General features: G+C 44.1%; 22 protein-coding genes. 5 read left to right on the top strand and 17 right to left on the bottom strand.

The window, feature by feature from the left end:
- Positions 1–81: 81 nt before the first annotated feature.
- The 6 genes from fucO to JZO85_RS04185 are packed head-to-tail and all read right to left on the bottom strand — an operon-like array spanning position 82 to position 5,546.
- A complete protein-coding gene (fucO, locus tag JZO85_RS04210) occupies positions 82–1,233 on the bottom strand; it encodes a lactaldehyde reductase (protein ID WP_207107266.1) in 1,152 nt (383 codons plus the stop codon).
- Positions 1,234–1,252: 19 nt separating this feature from the next.
- Positions 1,253–1,582, bottom strand: coding sequence for an L-rhamnose mutarotase (locus JZO85_RS04205; protein ID WP_207107265.1), 330 nt, complete (start codon positions 1,580–1,582; stop codon positions 1,253–1,255).
- A 14-nt stretch (positions 1,583–1,596) separates the two neighbouring features.
- Positions 1,597–2,472: an amidohydrolase family protein gene (locus JZO85_RS04200; protein ID WP_207107264.1), complete on the bottom strand. Its 876-nt coding sequence runs from the start codon at positions 2,470–2,472 to the stop codon at positions 1,597–1,599.
- 14 nt (positions 2,473–2,486) lie between these two features.
- Complete coding sequence (locus JZO85_RS04195; RefSeq protein WP_207107263.1) at positions 2,487–3,563, bottom strand: Gfo/Idh/MocA family protein; 1,077 nt, start codon at positions 3,561–3,563, stop codon at positions 2,487–2,489.
- 24 nt (positions 3,564–3,587) lie between these two features.
- On the bottom strand, positions 3,588–4,613 hold the full coding sequence (locus JZO85_RS04190) for an L-rhamnose/proton symporter RhaT (RefSeq protein ID WP_207107262.1): 1,026 nt from the start codon (positions 4,611–4,613) through the stop codon (positions 3,588–3,590).
- Between the two features lie 21 nt (positions 4,614–4,634).
- Entirely contained in the window at positions 4,635–5,546 is a 912-nt protein-coding gene (locus tag JZO85_RS04185) for a dihydrodipicolinate synthase family protein (protein ID WP_242550209.1), read from the bottom strand.
- Positions 5,547–5,836: 290 nt separating this feature from the next.
- On the opposite strand from JZO85_RS04185, the gene JZO85_RS04180 reads away from it, so the two are divergent.
- The 4 genes from JZO85_RS04180 to JZO85_RS04165 are packed head-to-tail and all read left to right on the top strand — an operon-like array spanning position 5,837 to position 9,714.
- Positions 5,837–6,976, top strand: a complete 1,140-nt coding sequence (locus JZO85_RS04180) for an ABC transporter substrate-binding protein (RefSeq protein ID WP_207107260.1) — start codon at positions 5,837–5,839, stop codon at positions 6,974–6,976.
- A 5-nt stretch (positions 6,977–6,981) separates the two neighbouring features.
- On the top strand, positions 6,982–8,133 hold the full coding sequence (locus tag JZO85_RS04175; RefSeq protein ID WP_207107259.1) for a CoA transferase: 1,152 nt from the start codon (positions 6,982–6,984) through the stop codon (positions 8,131–8,133).
- Entirely contained in the window at positions 8,126–9,268 is a 1,143-nt protein-coding gene (locus JZO85_RS04170; protein WP_207107258.1) for a CaiB/BaiF CoA transferase family protein, read from the top strand. Before JZO85_RS04175 ends, JZO85_RS04170 begins: the two co-directional genes overlap by 8 nt.
- Before the next feature lie 2 nt (positions 9,269–9,270).
- Entirely contained in the window at positions 9,271–9,714 is a 444-nt protein-coding gene (locus JZO85_RS04165) for a MaoC family dehydratase (RefSeq protein WP_207107257.1), read from the top strand.
- A gap of 43 nt (positions 9,715–9,757) precedes the next feature.
- Here the strand turns inward: JZO85_RS04165 and JZO85_RS04160 are convergent, their stop codons facing one another.
- The 4 genes from JZO85_RS04160 to JZO85_RS04145 form a co-directional block, all read right to left on the bottom strand.
- Positions 9,758–10,513, bottom strand: a complete 756-nt coding sequence (locus tag JZO85_RS04160; protein WP_207107256.1) for an IclR family transcriptional regulator — start codon at positions 10,511–10,513, stop codon at positions 9,758–9,760.
- 9 nt (positions 10,514–10,522) lie between these two features.
- Entirely contained in the window at positions 10,523–11,227 is a 705-nt protein-coding gene (locus tag JZO85_RS04155; protein ID WP_207107255.1) for a FadR/GntR family transcriptional regulator, read from the bottom strand.
- Between the two features lie 224 nt (positions 11,228–11,451).
- Positions 11,452–11,835 (bottom strand): hypothetical protein, encoded by a 384-nt coding sequence (locus JZO85_RS04150; RefSeq protein ID WP_207107254.1) that lies wholly within the window; start codon positions 11,833–11,835, stop codon positions 11,452–11,454.
- Between the two features lie 3 nt (positions 11,836–11,838).
- On the bottom strand, positions 11,839–12,048 hold the full coding sequence (locus tag JZO85_RS04145; protein WP_207107253.1) for a helix-turn-helix transcriptional regulator: 210 nt from the start codon (positions 12,046–12,048) through the stop codon (positions 11,839–11,841).
- Between the two features lie 178 nt (positions 12,049–12,226).
- On the opposite strand from JZO85_RS04145, the gene JZO85_RS04140 reads away from it, so the two are divergent.
- The gene (locus tag JZO85_RS04140) at positions 12,227–13,180 is read left to right on the top strand and encodes a DUF975 family protein (protein ID WP_207107252.1); all 954 of its coding nucleotides are present in this window, start codon (positions 12,227–12,229) and stop codon (positions 13,178–13,180) included.
- 46 nt (positions 13,181–13,226) lie between these two features.
- On the opposite strand, the gene JZO85_RS04135 is transcribed toward JZO85_RS04140, so the two are convergent.
- From JZO85_RS04135 to JZO85_RS04105, 7 genes are all read right to left on the bottom strand, one after another.
- A complete protein-coding gene (locus JZO85_RS04135; RefSeq protein ID WP_207107251.1) occupies positions 13,227–13,931 on the bottom strand; it encodes a TVP38/TMEM64 family protein in 705 nt (234 codons plus the stop codon).
- The gene (locus JZO85_RS04130) at positions 13,931–14,857 is read right to left on the bottom strand and encodes a rhodanese-like domain-containing protein (RefSeq protein ID WP_207107250.1); all 927 of its coding nucleotides are present in this window, start codon (positions 14,855–14,857) and stop codon (positions 13,931–13,933) included. Before JZO85_RS04130 ends, JZO85_RS04135 begins: the two co-directional genes overlap by 1 nt.
- Positions 14,858–15,158: 301 nt before the next feature.
- Complete coding sequence (locus JZO85_RS04125) at positions 15,159–15,620, bottom strand: DUF2922 family protein (protein ID WP_207107249.1); 462 nt, start codon at positions 15,618–15,620, stop codon at positions 15,159–15,161.
- A 5-nt stretch (positions 15,621–15,625) separates the two neighbouring features.
- Positions 15,626–16,711, bottom strand: a complete 1,086-nt coding sequence (locus JZO85_RS04120) for a hypothetical protein (RefSeq protein WP_207107248.1) — start codon at positions 16,709–16,711, stop codon at positions 15,626–15,628.
- A 262-nt stretch (positions 16,712–16,973) separates the two neighbouring features.
- Positions 16,974–18,188 (bottom strand): ABC transporter permease, encoded by a 1,215-nt coding sequence (locus JZO85_RS04115; RefSeq protein ID WP_207107247.1) that lies wholly within the window; start codon positions 18,186–18,188, stop codon positions 16,974–16,976.
- Positions 18,178–18,864, bottom strand: a complete 687-nt coding sequence (locus tag JZO85_RS04110; protein ID WP_207107246.1) for an ABC transporter ATP-binding protein — start codon at positions 18,862–18,864, stop codon at positions 18,178–18,180. The genes JZO85_RS04115 and JZO85_RS04110 overlap by 11 nt, the downstream gene beginning before the upstream one ends.
- Entirely contained in the window at positions 18,861–19,679 is an 819-nt protein-coding gene (locus JZO85_RS04105) for an efflux RND transporter periplasmic adaptor subunit (RefSeq protein WP_207107245.1), read from the bottom strand. Before JZO85_RS04105 ends, JZO85_RS04110 begins: the two co-directional genes overlap by 4 nt.
- Between the last annotated feature and the right edge of the window lie 32 nt (positions 19,680–19,711).

Raw genomic sequence — 19,711 nt, 5'->3', positions numbered from 1 at the left:
CTTAAAGTGTAAATTCAAGTACCAAAAGACCGCTTCTCGCAATCATCATTTAGAAAATTGCAGGGAGCGGTCTCTTATTTTTTACATCAAGCTGTTATAGATCGTAATGATCTCTTCTAATGAGGTATCTCGTGGATTTCCCGGAGTGCAGACATCCTTAAAGGCATCCTCTGCGATTTTAGGAATATCCTCTGCTTTAACGCCTAATTCAGAGATTGTTGAAGGGATTCCGACATCCTTACTCATTTGGTCAATCGCTGTACAAGCAGCCGTTCTGACTTCTTCTAAGGACATCGCTTCAGCGCCTTCAACGTTCAACACCTTGGCGATTTCACGATATTTCTCTCCAGTAAACTCTTTATTGTACTTCATCACGCTTGGTAAAAGAGCGGCACAAGCGACACCGTGGGGAATGTTATACCACGCAGATAAAGGATGCGCCATTCCATGAACCAAGCCTAAGCCTACATTGGAAAAGCCCATACCAGCGATATATTGCCCTAAAGCCATTTCTTCGCGCCCTTTTTCTTCTCCGGCGACAGAGGCACGTAAAGAACGGCCGATGATTTCGATGGCTTTCAGATGAAGCATGTCGCTCATTTCCCAGGCACCCTTCGTGATGAATCCTTCGATCGCATGGGTCATGGCATCCATCCCAGTTGCAGCGCAAAGCCCTTTCGGCATGCCCATCATCATCTCACTATCGATAAAGGCAACGACCGGAATATCATGTGGATCAACACAAACAAACTTGCGATTTTTTGCTTTGTCTGTAATAACGTAGTTGATCGTTACTTCCGCAGCCGTCCCTGAAGTCGTCGGGATCGCCAAAATCGGTAATGCCGGCTTTTTTGTTCCTACCTCGCCTTCTAGACTTACCACATCCGCAAACTCAGGATTTTCCACAATGATGCCGATTGCCTTCGCTGTATCGATCGGCGAGCCGCCGCCGATCGCGATAATCACATCGGCCTGCGCTTTTTTAACAAAAGCTACTCCGGCTTGTACATTTTCCACTGTCGGATTCGGTACGATCCCATCATAGATTTCATAAGTGATTCCTGCATTATCCAGCAAGTCAGTAACCTTCGTGGCTACGTTAAACTGGATCAAATCTTTGTCTGTAATAACTACTGCTTTTTTGAAGCCGCGCTTATGAAACTCCGCCGGGACCGATTCGATCGCTCCTTTTCCGTGATAAGAAGTTTCATTTAATATCATACGATTCGCCATCTTGTTCTTTTCCTCCTAATTAATTCAGATGATAGATTTCCTTCATTGTCGTCCAAACACCTTCGTCACCATAGCCATCTAAGGGCTTCATACATGGGATACACTCGTCCCACCACTCTTGAGTCGTTTTATCCGCCGCCATTTTCGCCATGTCAGCGTCATAGTCATCACCTGTATACTCGTAATAAGAAAATAAGGTGTTGTCGATTTGATAAATGGAATAATTTTGCAAATTGCATTTCTTGATCATTTCATTTACTTTTGGCCAGGCATTCGCATGCAGCTCAATATATTTTTGTTTCGACTCTGGCTTTAAGGTAGAAATAGCGCCATATCTTGTTACTGTCATGTCCAATTCCTCCATTATTTCTGTTTTAAATAAACTGATTGGGCGTTTTCGCTGAACAACTTCCTTCGAAACTCTTTCGTACGCTCCGCAGTCAAGGTTAAAAGAAAGTCCGTCCATTTATTAAGACCGCCGCCTAAATCTATAATAGGAAAATTCGATGCATAAAGAATCCGGTCTTCGCCGAAAAGCGTCATCACCTGATTGATTTCCTCGGAAAAATCCTCAAACCTGGCCTGCTCCGTCTCCATAACACCCGAGATTTTACAGTATACATTAGGTAAATCAGACAATTTCTTTAGATTCTCAAACCACGTTTCACGATACTTCTTTTTTTCATCCGTTAGCGGTTGAGACAGCAGCTCCATATTGGGATTCCCCATGTGATTAAGAATGATACTGGTTCCGGGGCAGCTTTTAGCCAATTCATAGCCATCCGATAACTCTTCATTTCTCATACAAAGATCAAAGGTCAATCCGATTTCTCCTAGATAGCGAACATTTTCCATAAATTGGGGCTGCAAACAAAAGCCGCGTTCCCGTTCAGGAACATGCAAGACCTGTCGAACCCCTAAAATGCTGGAGCGATAGGTTTCGATAGATTCGCTAAACTGATCGGTCGCTAAATCACCGGCTATTACCGCCCCCTTGAAGATGCTCGTTGCGCAGTTACACTGATGGATGATCCAGTCGTTTTCCTTTTCTCGATCATTCGGTGCACAATCGACCTCCACGTACAACGCATCCGTTATCGTAAAGCGATCACTAGTCATAGCTTTTTGATAGTCTGCTTCGGTAAAGGTCTGAGCCAAATACTCTTCCGTGTCCAGCCAAGGAAGTCTCAGCTGCTTCAAATCCCACGTATGAACATGCGTATCAATAATCTTCTCCATGCTTTTTCCCTCTTTTAATAGTTTACTGGTGTTCCTCCGTTATCACTGGAGGCATATAACGCCTCGACGACACACATCGTCTGGTACGCATCTTCAATATCATTCATGTACTCATACGTTGAGTCGTCCATTTTTTTCATCAAGCCGCCCATCGTTCCGATAAAGGCTTCATTAAACCAGCTGCCCTTCACTTCCAGTTCTCGCCAGCCTTTGCCGTCATCAAGAATGTACTCTACCTTATCTGGCCGTCCTGTCGGATAATCTAGGATCAAACCGATCGTGATGCGAATAGCCCCTTTCAGCCCTTCGATCTTGCAGGTCGATTCTTGATAGTCCGGCGCATAATCATGGTTGTGATTGATATGCAGATTTACCCGCAGATCAGGCCCATAATCAAGAATCATTGCAGAACGCGTTTGTTTTAACGCTTTCATTTTAGGGTGCTGCATCGTTTTACAATAAACACTCGTTGGATTCCCCACAATACTGCGAACCAGATCAACATAATGGATACTATGATAATTGATCTCCATTCGTTCCTTTTCAAACAAGAAATCCCACAGATGCCATGGATGCAATTCAACGACACGCCAATCAATATCGACGATCTCGCCGATCAGCCCATCATTGATCAATTTTCTGGCTGCGATCATGTAAGGTGCTTGCCTTAATTGAAAGTTCAATCCGGCTACAAACGCTTTTTCTCGACAAATCGTCAAAATCTCCTGAGCCTGCTCAATGCTCTCGCCCATGGGCTTTTGCATCAAAACGCCGGCATGCTCTGGCAGCTGACGCAAAATATCCGCTGTGGCAGACGCAGGGACCGCAATATCAAACACGGCATTTTCCTTCTGCGCTAATTCAATCAACTCTGACAGTTCATTGTAGGCATGAGGGATGTCAAAATCCTTCGCAACTTGTTTGGCCTTTTCATAATCGAGATCATAAATTCCCACCACTGGGAAACCAGCCATCTGATATGCTGGCAATTGAGAGCCGGATACGATGCCGCCAGCTCCGATAAGCACAATATTCCGAGGGCTCTCCGGTACTTCTGGTACATAATTCAATTCCTTGATAGAGTTAACCATGTTGTTCCTCCTAGATTTTTATCTTTACAGTGAATTTGCTAAAGCGACAAAAACTAATGAAATGACGATGATGGCATTTCCGATGACGGCGATCCGTTGTGCCTTCGGAAATCCTTTCCACTCCCCATCTCTAAATCCCCACATATTGGCAATGATCAAGGCCAAGCCGTTAAACCCGACCCAACCCACGATCGGACCTAGATCGCCTAGCAGGTGAGTCGCTTTTCCATAGACCGCTAAAGCTGCGAACCAAACAAATGAAGTAACTAAAACCTTGAGATAGGCTTTTCCAGCACCCGGCTTTTTATAATCAGTATAGGTTTTATTTTTAACCAGCACAATTACAGCATAGATAAAATTCGCGATAAATCCGCCGGCAAACACAATCACCCATGACAACAGACTGGCACTGACTGGCGATACGCCTGAATCGATCGCTAGCTGAACCGGATAATTCGCTGCTGAAGCACCAATATTGATCGCCGCTGATCCTGCACCAGAAGCAAGCGCTAAGAGAAAACCGACCATAAACTTGGAATTCTTCTTAGGCGCAGAATCCTCTGCCGCTGCTTCGTCATTTTCTTCATCACTGTCATTTTTCATAAAGCCGGCTTTAGAAAGGACCAGTACGCCACCCATCAAAACAGCCATACTCAAAATCAGCATAATCAACGCCTTCGTCGACGGGAAGGTTCCAAGAATAAACATCGGCACGAAGCTTCCCAGCAGTAAAGACAGGCCTAAGTTGATCCCTGTCACGAGCGAAACACCGATCATATCAATCGCTTTACTGTATGCGATCGAACTGATTCCCCAGAAAAAGCCCATCAATGCGCCGAAGAAGATCTTATCGATCGGCGTATTTAGAATATAGCTCATATAATTAGGCACCTCGATAAAGGCCCAAATGTGAGGGATCAGCAAAACACCGATAATGGAAAAGAGTGTCCAAAAAGCCTCCCAAGAAAAGGGTTGGTATTTCTTAAAGCAAATCCCAAAACTTCCTTGAAAAAAACATGCCAACAATAGTACTGTAAAAGCTCCGACCATTTTTATTCCTCCTAATACCTGTTAATAAGTACCGACAAACGCCAAAATCCTTGTCACTTCCTGTTTAATCGTTTCTGCTGAACGGGCTAATTCCTGCTGCTCCTGTTCGGACATTTTTCGCTTCACATATAACGGCGTATCTAGACCTCTGGCCGCTAAAGCGACTTTGAAGCCAGCCGGGAAATTGACTTTGAAGCATTCTCTCAGCAAGGGTAAAATCGCCTGCTGCACTTCTGCTGCTTCACTGATTCTTCCTGCCAAATACAATTCTTCGATTTTTTGATAGGCTTCCGGAATGATCCCAGCTGTAGCCACCATACAGCCATCGGCTCCTGCGATCAATGAGCTTAAATACATCTCTTCTCTTCCAATCAAGAAGGAGGTGTCTAGCTGCTCGTCTTTCAACATATCTAAAATATGCAGCACATCAACTAGATTCCCGCTAGATTCTTTTACGCCAACGACGTTTGTGAGTTTTGCTACCTCTACTAGCAGCTCCTTACTCAATGCTGGTGCAAATAAAGGCACATTGTATACAATCAGCGGCAAATCGACCTGATCATTGATGTCCTCAAAGTAAGCTAAAATCGCATCATCACTAGGCTGGTAGAAATATGGCGGTGCCGATACGATCCCATCGTAGCCCAGCTCCTCAACTATTTTCCCTACCTCGACGGCAGTGCTGCTGGTAGTCGCGGTGACACCTGCAAACAACTGCAGCTTGTTTTCGCTGGCTGCTTTAACCGTTTCTAAAATAGTCCGCGCTTCCTTCGTATCAAAATGCGCCGCTTCACCAACAGAGCTGACCGCAAAAACACCTGAGATCCCCTTGTCGACATAAAAAGCAATCATTCGTTCAAGTGCCGGAACATCTACACCTCCTTCTTCTGTTAAAGGTGTCAACATCGCTGCATAAATTCCTTTCAAATCCATCTTCAAAACAAAACCGCCCTTCTAGTTCATATCTATGAACGCATTTCTCTTTTATGAACTTTATATTTAGAATGTAACCGCTTAATAAAAATAAGTCAACCTATTTTTTAAATTTTTTATTGCTCTATCTATTCGTAATTGTCGGCAAAAGAATGACTTTATATAGGTAATTTTTATTTTTCAATTCTTTGACAGATAAATAATAAACTTTTTCCTTTCTTTGAAAACGCTTGATTTTTTAGATAAATTTGATATATTGGTAGTACCAATAAAGCGATGGAGGAATAATTATGACAAAGCTTAAAGGAATTACTTGGAACCACAGTCGCGGTTTTACATCTGTTGTTGCTACGGCTCAACGTTTTTGTGAATTAAACCCTGGCGTTGACATTGAGTGGGAAAAACGCTCGTTACAGGAATTTGCGGATGCGCCGATTCAGAATCTTGCTGATCAATACGATCTTTTGATCATCGATCACCCTTGGGCTGGATTTGCTCAAAAGAGCGGAATTCTGGCCGACCTGTCTCTTCATCTATCAGCTGATTTTTTAGCAGATCAAGAACGGAATTCTGTAGGAATGTCTCACCTTTCTTATAATTTTGACGGCTTTCAATCAGCATTAGCTGTCGATGCAGCTACTCCTATTGCCGTTTACAATCAACAATTTTTCTCAGATCAGGCCCTTCCTAAAAATTGGCAGGAGGTTCTGGCTCTCGCACGGCAGAATAAAGTCGCAATCGCAGGAATCCCGATCAATCTTTTGATGGATTTTTATATGTTCGGTGCTACTCTCAAAGCTCCTATGTTTGAAAATGGGAAAGTGATGGATGAGGAAAGCGGAATAATCGCCTTAGAATCTATTCGCGAGATTGTCAGCTTATGCCGAGCAGATATCCTTCAATGGGACCCGATCAATGTACATAATTACATGGCGGAAAACGAAGATATCGTTTATTGTCCTTATGCCTATGGCTACACCAACTATTCGAAAGCAGGTTATGGAAAGCATCTGCTTGTGGCAACCGACACCGTAATCTTTAATGATGAGCCGCTGAAAACTGTACTTGGCGGAACAGGCTTGGCGGTTTCCTCAGCTTCAAAAAACAGCGAGCTGGCCTGCCGGTATGCCGAATACACCGCTTCGCCGTTAATCCAAGAAACACTCTTTTTTGATGCCGGCGGACAACCTGGGCATCGGAAGGCTTGGCTCAGTCCAGAAACAAATCGGCGCTGTGAAAACTTTTTTGAGAATACCCTTCAGACTCTGGACAACTCTTATCTGCGGCCTCGCTACAATGGCTATCTGCATTTTCAGGATCATGCCGGCCACTTCGTGCGAGAATATGTCATGCATGGCGGGAATCCGAAAGAGGTTTTAGGCAAAATGGACGCTTTGTACCAAGAATCTTTACATCAAGCAAGGAGCTGATTTTAGTGACACTTTTAAACGGAATCACAGTACTGGATTTCAGTCAGTTCTTGGCTGGGCCCTCCTGCGCATTGCGCCTAGCTGATTTAGGCGCGAGGGTCATTAAGATCGAACGCCCCGCTGTTGGTGACAGCTCTCGTCATTTAGTACTGAAAAAGCAGAAAGTCGGCAGCGACAGCCTGCTTTTTCATACCATCAACCGCAACAAAGAAAGCATTGCGCTGAATTTGAAAGATCCGAAAGACAAAGAAACCACCTTAGAGCTGATAAAAAAAGCGGATGTGCTGATCGAAAACAATCGGCCAGGAGTAATGAAAAAGCTCGGACTTGATTACGATACGGTGAAGCAGCTTAATCCAAAGCTGATTTACGGTACTGTAACGGGGTATGGAATATCTGCCAGCTTGGCTGCAAAACCTGGGCAGGATTTATTGGCCCAGTCACTTTCCGGCCTTACTTTTTTAAACGGCAATGCTGATCAACCGCCGACACCCTTTGCTCTTTCCGTCGCCGATTCATTCGCAGGAATCCATTTAGCTGAAGGTATTTTGAGCTGCCTGATCCGCAGAAATAAAACCAATACTGGCGGACTGGTCGAAGTCAGTCTGTTAGAATCGGCTATTTCGCTGCAGTTTGAAGTCCTTACTTCCTACTTTAATGATGGGCAAAAATTACCGGAACGCTCAAACTTCAATAATGCACACGCCTACTTAGCGGCACCCTATGGAATCTATCAAACCAAGGATGGTTACTTATCCATTGCAATGGGCTCTTTGAACCTTTTGGGCCAATTGATCGGCCTTCCCCAATTGTCAGAATACGAAAAAGAAACTCTTGCTTTCACTTCAAGAGATGAAATCAAACAGCAGATAGCGGAGAAGCTTGTTAGTAAAACCACTGACGAATGGGCGGCTATTCTATTGTCTGGCGGCTACTGGGCCGCCCCCGTCTACAATTGGCAGGAATTAATAAAGCAAGCGGGCTTTAAAGCACTAAACTTTGATATACAGCTGACAACTCCTGAAGGATCGGTCCATACGACTGGCTGTCCGATTCGAGTAAACGGCAGCAGAAACCCTGCTGCAAAACCAGCTCCTCTATTGGATCAGGACCATGACAAAATTATGAATGAACTGGGAGGGAGCACAAATGAATAAACCTTTGGAAGGAATTCGAGTTTTAGATTGCAGCCAGTTTCTTTCCGCTCCTTCGGCTGGTTTGAAGATTGCTGATCTAGGTGCTGAGGTTATCAAGGTGGAAAAAAAAGGCAGCGGTGATATCTGCCGGCAGCTATACGTTTCTAATTTTAAAATAGACAACGACAGCTCCCTTTTTCATGCGATCAACCGGAATAAGCAGGGACTTGAATTGAATTTAAAAGAAGCGTCTGCGCAACAATCGTTTCAAGCACTAGTCAAAACGGCGGATGTGGTTTTAGTGAATTTTCGGCCAAGTGTAGCAAAAAAATTAAAGTTGGATGCTGACTCGATCCATCAAATTAACCCGAAAATCGTTTATGGCGAGATAACGGGCTACGGCGAAGCCTCCCCTTGGAGCAGCTGGCCGGGACAAGACTTGCTGGTACAAGGAATGTCAGGAATCTGCTATCTGAACGGAGACAAAGAGCAGGCACCGCTCCCTTTTGGACTTTCCATGGCTGATCTAGCGGCCGGAGAGCATCTATGTCAGGGTGTCTTAGCAGGAATATTCAATGCTCAGCAAACTGGTAAAGGGTGTGTCATCCAGACAGAGCTTCTCACTTCCTTGATGGATCTGCAATTTGAATCCTTTACGACCTTTTTGAATAACGGAAATGAGCTGCCGGTACGCAGCGGATTTCACAATGCAAATCCGTACATCGACGCACCGTACGGCATTTATGAAACCAAAAACGGACATCTCGCAATCGCTATGTGTCCCATTGAAAAGTTGGCAGAATTATTGGACTATCCAGAACTGACAGCGTTTATGGCTTCCCATTCAGTCGAACACGACAGTGACGAGATAAAAAGAATGCTGCAAGCAAAATTAATCACCCAAACTACTGAAGACTGGTTAGCGATTTTAGAACCTGCTGACATCTGGTGTACAAAGGTCCTTGATTGGCAGCAAATGGAGCAGGCGGGACTTTTTGAGGAATTGCACATGAAGCAAACAATCATCAGCAGCGATGGAACGCCTTTTTATACGACCCGCTGTCCCATCAGAATCAATGGAGAGATCTTTACTTCACCAAAAGGAGCACCTACTCTCGGAGAAGATAATTTGAATTTTGGCATAAAGGAGACCTAATCATGGAAAAAGCAATCTATTTTGAAGATTATCAATTAGACAGCGAACGAAAATCTTACGGCAGAACGATCACAGAAGCCGATATAGTCACCCACGCTGGACAAACAGGGGATTTCTTTCCCCATCATATGGACGAGGAATGGTGCAAAACGCAGCCTTTTGGCCAGCGGATCGCTCATGGAACCCTCACCTTCAGTATTGCAGTCGGTATGACCGCCAACCTGATTAATCCAGTAGCCTTTTCTTATGGGTATGAACATCTGCGATTTATCAAACCCGTCTTCATTGGCGACACGATTACCACCACCACAACGATTTCTAAAAAGGAAGATCATCCAAAGCGCAAAAATAGGGGGATCGTCTATGAAACACTCACTGTAAAGAATCAACATGAAGAAGTCGTTATGGTTTGCGATCATCTTTTAATGTGTGAAAAGAAGGCCTAAAAAGCAGCTGCCCAGAAATTTCTAGGCAGCTGCTTCTTCATTATTACAATAAGAGTTCCAGTCGACTTTCGATCTCCTGCTTACAGCTTCTCATGGTTTCTACGACATCATCAATCTCGATAGACGCGATCTCATCTGTTGAGAAGGTACAGCTGAAGGATGCAATCATTTTTCCATTTTGAATGATCGGCATCGCGATGCAGTTTGACGACTCACTTGCTTCTTGGTATTCCGTTGAATAGCCCTGTGCTCGAAAGATCCGCAGCTCTTCTAACAGCTCATCAACATTTTTCTTCGAATTGGCCGTCAGCATTCGCCACGGCACCTCGCGATAAAGCTCCCGAATCATCTCATCCGAATACTGTGAAAGCAGCATTTTTCCGATAGCCGTACAATTAGCCGGCAGACGTCCGCCGATTTGTTTCATTAGAGAATAATTTTCAAAGTGCTCGCTGCGAGCCAAGTAGATTACTTCTGTCCCATCTAAAATACCGGCATGGGAGGTTGTCCGCACTCTAATGGATAATTCATTGGTCAGTATTTTTAACTCTTGAACCAGATCACCGCTGCCGATAAAGTTCGCCGCTAACTTTATAAAATTACTGCCTGCCACGTATTTCTTAGCATTGTCATTAAAGGAAAGGTAATCATTCTCGACTAGTTCTTGGATCAAACTAAAGGTGGAGCTTTTAGGCGTATTCAATATTTGCTGGATATCCGAAAAACTCAAGCCTTTGGAATGATGCGCGATCGCTTCCAACAGCCGCAAGGTTCTTTCTGCTGATTTAACTTTTGGCATTTTGACTCCCTACTTTTCTTTTGTCATTTTATCAACGTATTGTTTGGACTTGCTATAAAATTCATTCAATGAATAGGTGAGCTTTTTCCGATCTCTTTCAACAAAAGCACGTTCAATTTTTTGCCGATAGTGAATACTGTTTTCAATCGCACCGGGCACCTCTAAAATATTCAAGGCACTTTCTCTTCTGATTAAAATAATCGTCTGCATCAGCTTCTCCATGATTCTGCTGCCGCAGATCCTGCCCATAAATGAATCAAACTCTTCAAGCAGTTCATTGTACTCTGCAACTGTCTTATTTTCTGATGCAGCATCTACCATCTTTTGGGTAATGCTTTCTAATTTTTCAAGATTTTCCTTTGTGGCATGAGTAAAGGCCAGTTTGACCACATCTGTCTCGATCAGCTTCCTCGCATGATAGAGCTCCTCTTGATCATGCAGCTCCCGCTGAAAGATCCATGAGAGCGAATTTTCAGGTACCGGTTGTTCAGCATCTGAAACAAAGGTCCCATCACTGGGCTTTATAACTACCAAACCAACTAAGGAAAGTGCTCTCAGCGCTTCTCTGACTTGTCCTCTTGTGACCCCCAGTTGAAGCGATAAAGAACGCTCATTGGGCAGCTTCTCTCCCGGCTTTAGTTCCCCAGAGACGATCCTATCAGCAATTTGATTCATAATTTTTTCTGATTGCGTCATCTTTTTTTGTTTTTCCAAGTTGCTTACCACCTATCTTGATAAAAGGTTCTTATATGAGAACAAACTCTAGTTTATCATATTGTCCCAGAAATGAAAGCGGTAAATTTTTTTGTTTTTTAAGAAAAAAGAATTCTTAGTATATACGCCTGCAACAACACCCGCAGCTTCGTTAGCAAGCGTGCGGGTGCCATTTAATGCTTCTTATCATTTTTTTCTGAATTGCTTTTACTGCTTATTTCTCCCTAAACCCGGTACCGCAATCGATTGGCGAAAAGACACAGCGCAAAGATCCCCATATCCACACCAAAAGACTCGAGGTGCAGCGGGGGATCCCCCAGCTGATAGATCGCTAAGCCCGGTGTCACCACTAAATTGATATCCTGGCCAGTACGTTGAAAATGCACGATGCGGATAATCATTTGAATAATATGCAGCAGCATGACTAGGACAAAGCTCATCGCCATGGAATCAAAGACGATTTTTCTTACCAGCTCATCGTTCTTTTTGAAAATCTCTTTGTGTAAAAAATAGAGCGAAGAGCCCATGGCATACATCGATAATAATCCAAAAATCAGTAGGGCCCAACTTATAAAACTGTTGACTCCTGACACACGAAAAAATCCCACTTACTACCCCTTCCCTTCTTCTAAATAGAATATCTCATCAAACGGCATGTCAAAATAGGCTGCGATCTTCAACGAGAGCTCCAAGCTGGGATTGTACTTTCCTTTTTCGATCGCAGTCATTGTCTGACGCGAGACTTCCAGCGCCCTCGCCATTTCTTTTTGCGGTATCTTTTTTTCTTCTCTTATTTTTCGAATATGGTTTACAACGCTCAATTCTTTCGCTCCTAGTAAAGATAACTTTACTAAAGCATAATCCAAAGCCCCAAAAGAGTAAAGTCTATTCGTCATACTGCGGCTTTAAATTCTTTTATCGATAAGCTGTTGACGAACGTTATCTTATCAATGATAATTATTAGATGAAATTGAATGAAAAAAGGAAAAGGGTGGAGAAATGAAATATTGTCCCAATTGCGGCGCGGAATTACGAGCAGAGGCGAAGTTCTGTCCGAGCTGCGGTTATAACTTAGAACAAGAGGTGCCGAATGAAAATGGCAGCCAGGAACCCTTCGTTCAAGTAACTAGCAACGAACAGTTTGAATTAGAATTAGAAAAAGCTGAGGGCTTGAATGTCACACGAGCAGAGATCAAAAAGCACGCTCAAAAGAAATTATCCGGCAGATACGGCGAATGGTGCAAGACGATCCTTTTATTGATCGGTGCAAATATCGTTGCAGGCTTCATTTTCCGATTTGCGTATGTTCGCTTTTTTACCAACAGTCTATTGAACTTATTTAATCCTTACGATTACTCTGGCTATTACGACTATGGCTACAGCTACACTCGACCATTTTCTGGCGCTTCGCTCTTTTTATGGTTTTTAGTAATGATCGCGGCTTTAGTTCTGATGTTTTTAGTTGCAGCTTTATCTACCGCTGTTTTGCAGTGGTGTGCGATCCATACATTAAGAGGCAACCGCGCAGACGGCTTACAGATTTTTGCTTATTTCATCAAAGCGCAAAAAAATCGCGTGCTGAAAGCAAATATCCTGATCGCGATCTACACCTTCCTGTGGTCACTGCTTTTTGTCATCCCGGGTATCGTAAAAAGCGCTTCTTACGCCATGACCAACTATCTGTTGGAAAAGGATGACACCTTGAGCGCTTCAGATGCGATCCTGTTAAGCCGTCAAATCATGTATGGGTACAAAATGGAATTTTTGATTCTGCGTTATTCCTTCTTCTTCTGGAATTTGATCGCAGTCTTCCAACTGACAAATTTCTACATCATGCCTTACCAAAATGTGACCGAGATCCAATTCTTGGATACGCTGTACAATCACTACGTAGAGCAGCACAATGAAAACGAAGCAAAGACGCCAGCTGCAGCAGTTGACGCCAGTCTTTAAACAAAACAGGTTCCCATTTCAATAATTGAGATGGGAACCTGTTTTTTTACTTGTTCGTCTTTTCTTGTCTGCTCTGGTAGATCTGCTTGAAAACATAGACGGCGATAAACAAAGCGAACATACTCAATAAACCAAACAAAATGGTCTTCGTGCTGCCGGTCAAGTTACTGCCGACATAAGAATAAACGACTGTCGCCGGCAGCTGACCGATCCCTGTTGCGATCAGAAATGGCAGCGGCTTGATCGCCGTCAACCCTGCCGCATAGCTGATAAAATCAAAAGAGATAAACGGCAGCAGCCGACAAATCAAAATCGTATGCTTGCCATAACGGTCAAAATACGCATCCAATGTCTCTAGCGAAAAATTCTTATTCAAACGTTCCACCAGATCTCGTCCCGCGATCCGTGCGATATAAAAGCAGACCAATGCACCTGCCATCGCACTCGTCCAGGAAAGCAGCGCTCCTTGCCACCAGCCAAAAACTGCTGCGTTGGCAAATGTGATCAAAAAGGCAGGCAACGGAGCGATAATCGATTGAAACATCATCAGCAGAAAGGAAATCACTACTGCCCAAACACCAAAGGAACGCAAATAGCCGACGATACTATCCACACTCATGGAGCTAAACAGCATCATGACCTGTGTGACCTTTGAGCGGACTCCCGGAATAAAGTAAAAACCAATCACTGCCAGTAATAGAACCAGAAGTAATAGAAGACGAGCAAGTGTACGTTTATTTAATTTAGACATTATTTTTCAACATCCTCGACTTTTGCCCAACGATAATATGAGCCGTCATAATTTTTTACTTGCTTGAAGCCGCACATATCCATCACTAATTCCATATAAGCTGAACGGATTCCTGCGGTACAATATGTGACGATCTTATCCTCTTTGGCTAAACCAGCATCCTCAAAAAGCTTCGTCAGTTCTTTATTGCTCTTCAGCATACCATCCTTGTTAAACAAATCCGTAAAGCGAATGTGGATCGCATCAGGCAGGTGTCCGCCCTTAGCCTCTCCGTATAAAACATCGCCTTTGTATTCCTTGTCTTCACGAACATCGACGATTTTGTAGTCGTCATAATCTTTCTTCAATTCATCCGTCCGAATAATATGCTTCTGATCGATCGAATCGATTTTAACGTCTACAGGATCTAGCTTGGTACTTTCTACATCTGTTTTAAGACCCGCTTTTTTCAATGCCGCAAATCCGCCATCAACGATTTTGACATCCTTGTATCCAGCCGCTAACAGCTCCCAAGCGATTCGTCCATCATCGCCCCAGCCTTTTTGCGCACTGGCAAACAATACGACTTCTTTATCCTTCGCGATCCCTTTTTCGCCTAATCGTTTGCCCAGCTCAGCCGGCTCTAGAACCAAGCCCCACTTTTCATCACCTGAAGCGCCCTCTTCCACCGATGCCAATTGCTGCCAGCCGATCGCTGTTGCCCCTTTGACCGTACCTTTGCCTGCTTCTTCTTCGCCTCGTGCATCCACTAAAATAATATCATCCAAGTTTTTCTTCACATAATCTGCATTCACGATGTATTCACCAGTAAATGGGGTACTGTCCTTCTTCGCTGATTTGCTGGAATCAGTCGGTTCATCGCTGCTGCCGCAGCCAGCCAAACCTAAAGTGACCAAGGCTAATAAACCAATAATTATTTTCTTCATTGTTTTCTCCATTCATTTGTCATTTTTTGTCGACCCCAACATCCCTGTCGAAGCCCAGGATTCTCCATCTTTTTGCGCAGCAAAAAGAAACATACTCCCGTATGCTCTCAAACGACTTCACAGGTGAAAACAATCACAATTACAAGCAAAGAAGGTTCGTTGGAGAGGAGAATTTTGAATTCACATTCTTAGAGACTCTAAGGCAGAGTGTTGCTCATAATCACCGTTGAATAGTCAAAATACTCCCTCCCCTCTTTGTCGATCTTGCCCCTTACTAAAGTATATAAAACGCTTTATCTTTTTACAACAGGTCATTTGGCGATCGGCGCAAAATCACCTGCAGCTGACCGTCCGATTCCTCGATCTGAAAATCCTCCAATGCTTCAAAACGAAATCCCTTTAAACGAGATCCAGACGGTTGATGAGTAAAAAGCAGATCGATCTGCTCTGTTAAGGTCAGTTTTTGCCCCTTTGCTTCCTTTGGTAACAGCTCTTCAATCGTTTGCTGAAGCTCGTCCTCCGTATCCTCTTCTCTCGGCTCACTTTCTAAGCCAAAAATTACCGTTTCCGTGGTTTGGACAAAAGCGGCAGCAACGACTGTTTTAAAAATCTCAATGCCCGCTTCATCAAGGATAGCTAATTCGGTCAAGCGCTCCAACTCCTGTTGGATCACCCTAGGCGACTGATCGGAGCGCCACTCGCCGAAGCTCCATCTATGTGTCTTGTTTTCTCCGTTTTTAAATGTTCCTACTAATTGGGTCATCTTCCTCAACCTTTCCCTCTGCGTCCTATAATCTTGGTGAGTCTTCGTTCTTTCTTTCGTTCATCTCGCTCTTTTTCTATCTGTTCTATGCTTTTGCCAAAAGAGCTTTCTTTACTTTTTCGGCCCCCCATGGCGAATAGCTTCTGCCACGTATTTTGCGAGTCACCGCGAGGTGCTTTTTCTGGCGGCAAGTCCTGATCGGCCGACTCCGGTGCTTCTGAAACCTCTTCTAGAACTGTTTTGCCCCCTCTTCTCCGCTCCGGTGGAACACTGTCTTTCGTTAGCGGCAAATCAGACGAGGCTGTCGCTGGCAGTTCTTTGAGCTCATTATGTTTTACTTCTGGTACGTCCTTTTTAGCCTTTTTGACTGACTCTGCCGTCTGCGGCGCTTGCGGTGTATCCATCTTTTTATTCTCTGCTTTGGCTTCAGCTTTCACCGGAGCTTCCGCAACAGATTCCGCCTGCTCTTCCTGAACTTTTGCATAATGCAGATCAGGTATGTTGGCATAGCGGAGAAAATCAACGAACTCAGTAAATTTCCGCACCCCATTCGTCTCAAAAATGCTCAGCAAGGGAAGAATCTGCAATGCTCCCGCAATTTCTTCGAGATTCTTGGTTGGATGGGCATCCTTCAATAGCCATGTATGCTTTCGGCCATTCCCTCCTTTAAAAATTGATTTAAGGATGAATTGGTGATCAGCCAATCCGTCTGTTCTAGTCGGATCCTTATCCTCCAAGTACTTTCTATATAAACGAGCTTCCTCGGTAATGGCAAGGTAATCATCTTCATTTTTATAGAGTCTGGCAACGACTGCCGCCCACTCCTCTGATTCAAAATAGTCTTCAAAAAACACACTAAAACGACGCAGTGCAGCACAAGGAGCCGCGGTCAAGAACAGCTCTCTTATTAAATCCCGACACATAAAAGAAAAATCAGCGACCACCAAAGCATGCCTTACAAGAATCGCGACCGCGTATTCGATCACAGAGGAAACATCCCTCGTCTCGTTGTATTGCTTGATCATTCTTTTTTCAAGGTTGCCCCTCAGCATAGTGAACAGCTGTCTTTGTCCCAGTCTTTGAGTTTGCATATTCTCCACTCCATTTCCCGATAATAGGTTCCATTTATTTTTAAAAATCCGCTTTCATTTTCAAACCTGCTAAAACTTACAAATCAAAAATATAACTAAAATAGCAAAAAATCCATAGTATTTCCGTTATTTCTCTACCCAATTTACGACGTTTTGATTAAAGAAATGAGTAGTTCGTTTTTTTCCCTTGGAAATTTTGCAGAAAAAAAGAGGCAAGAAGAGTGACAGCATCATCTTCTTGCCCATTAATTCTATTCTTTGATCAGCGCAGCAAGGAGACGATATCCTTCTTCGCCGCACTTTTTGCCGGCAGCCAGCTAAAGACGATCCCGATCACAACTGACAAGCCAAAGGCCAGCGTCACTGTAAATAGATCTGGTCGCACCGACAGCGGGGTGAACATACTGATGGCAAAGCCTAGCAGCATCGCGATCAAATATCCGATCGTTCCGCCGACTAATGTCAATGAGATCCCCTCTAGTAAGAACTGCATCATAATATTGCCTTTAGTTCCGCCCATTGCACGTCTAACGCCGATTTCTTTAGTCCGTTCCGATACGGAGATGTAGATCATGTTCATGACTCCGATCCCTGAGATGAACAGAGAGATACCGCCGATCACTGAGATCAGCAAGGTGATGCTGGTCAGCAGCATCCGCAATTGATCCACCTGACCTGCCAAATCCTCCGTCTTATAACTGCCCAGCTCTTTCCAGGTACCATATTTCTTCAGTGTTTCCTCCGCTTCTTTTGAAACACTTTTTACATTTGCGGTTTGATTCATTTTCACCTGAATCATGTTGCGATCCTCAGAATTAAAATAATTTTCGAAAACATTTTCCGGTAATTCTGCGACCACATAATCCTCCTGCGTAGAAACGATCGAACCACCGTTACGGTCCTTCATAATTCCGACTACCTCAAACAAATGACCGCCAATTTTGATACTCTGACCAATCAAAGACTCTGGTTCTTCCTTCTTGATTGCTTTAGCTGCCGTTTGATCGATCACGACAACGGGATTTTCATTGTAGTAATCACTCGCCTGAATCCCCCGTCCATGAACGACAGAGCTGCCCTCAGACTTCATCAGCTTGAAGCAATTCCAACGGCCGTCACTGCCGATCGCATCAAAGGTTTGATCCGCATATTTGATACCATTGCGAGAATTGTCATAATAGCTAACCGATTGGACACCAGGAATACTTTCAATTGTATTGATATCTTCTTCGGTAAAGCCGCTTAGCCCATTTTCATAGAACTCATCGCTTTGCGGCGTATAAGTATACCCGACACTGCCATCAAATTGATCCAACCCAATAAATTCGGAGGCATAGTCTTCAAACGCCCGACCAATTGAAAAGACGGTGATCACGGCAGATACCCCGATGATCAAGCCGATCATGGTCAAAAAGCTCCGACGTTTATTTTTCCCGACTGCTCTAAAAGAAGTCTTCCATACTTCGCTAAACCGCATGCAAAACACCTTCTTCCAAGACTTCGCCATCCTTCACCGTGATGGTCCGCTGGCAGTAGGCCGCCGCCTCTGGGTCATGGGTCACCATCAGGATCGTGACCTTTTCTTCTTCATTTAACCGTTTGAATAAGGACATGATTTCTTCTGAAGTATGACTGTCTAACGCCCCGGTCGGTTCATCCGCCACGATAAACTTCGGATTCCCGACGATTGCCCGCGCGATCGCCACCCGCTGCTGCTGCCCGCCAGACAATTGCTTCGGCAGCTTATTGTATTTATCCGCGATCCCTACCTTCCGCAACGCCTCCATAACTAACGGCTTAGTCTGCTTTTGCTTCATCCCGCCATACAGCAGCGGCAGCGCCACATTTTCCAGCACCGTATTATTATCGATCAGCTGGAAGGCCTGAAAAACAAAGCCAACTGATTTATTTCGCAGAGCCGAAAGCTTCTCATCATTGAACCGATACGCATCCTGTCCTTCAAAGCGATAGTTTCCTTCAAAATCACCATCCAGAAAGCTGATCGTATTGATCAACGTCGATTTCCCTGAACCCGATGGCCCCATTACTGCCACAAACTCGTGCTCATCAATCGTCAAGCTGATGTCTTTTAAGACGTGGATTCGTTCTTGATCGGCGGTATAAAATTTGTTGATATTCTCCATTACAATCATTCAACCGTCACATCCATCCCATCCTTGACGCCTTTCGCATCTTTGACAATTTTGTCATTTTCATTCAGACCTTCACGTAAAATATAATAGCCGTTGCCTTTTTCCACAGTTACCGCCTGTTTTTCAGCCTTGCCTTTAGCAACTGTATAAACGTGGGATTCACCAGCCTTTTCCTCAACACTCTTCAAAGGCAGATGAATTTCATTACGAGGAATCAATAGCTCTACTGAATAGCCAACAGGGATGGCTTCATCTGGAACTGCTGTAAAGTTATAGGTTACTAAGCTCGTTTTTTCCTCTTTTGCCGGTTCATTGTTCATTTCCGCTAATGAGGTGATCTTGCCCTTCACTGTTTTCTCGTTGTTTGCATACTTGATATCGATCGGCTCATTCAAAGCGACCTTTGAACGATCGTATTCTGTTACCGTTCCCTTGATGGCAGATTCTTCGCTCTTCAAGACCATCAACGCCTGCTGCGGATCATTTTTTGCATCTTCGTTCAAAGCCGTTACGACGGAATCATTCGCTGCCCGAATGACCTCTCCCCAGCGATACGTTACTAGGATCGTTCCCTGAGTCACATGATCTCCTTCATTTACATGAATCGTTTGCACCTGCCCTTTTTCAGTATCCACTAGAACGGTTTGCTTTTTCGTTGATTGCACCTGTCCCTTTAAATGCAGCGGCGTCTGCTTAGCGACTTGGTACATCTCCACTGCGGTTTCGTCTTTTGCATTTGCTTGGGTGTTTTGATAGAGAAAAAAACCTGCCCCCGCAATCACCAACACACCAATACCAATAATTATTTTTTTCATTCTTAAGTCCATTCCTTCCCTGTCAAAAATTC

The sequence above is a fragment of the Candidatus Enterococcus murrayae genome, assembly GCF_017315985.1.
In the GTDB taxonomy this organism is placed as follows: domain Bacteria; phylum Bacillota; class Bacilli; order Lactobacillales; family Enterococcaceae; genus Enterococcus_A; species Enterococcus_A murrayae.
Note: the sequence above shows the minus strand (reverse complement) of the source record. Positions and strands in the feature narration are given on the sequence as shown.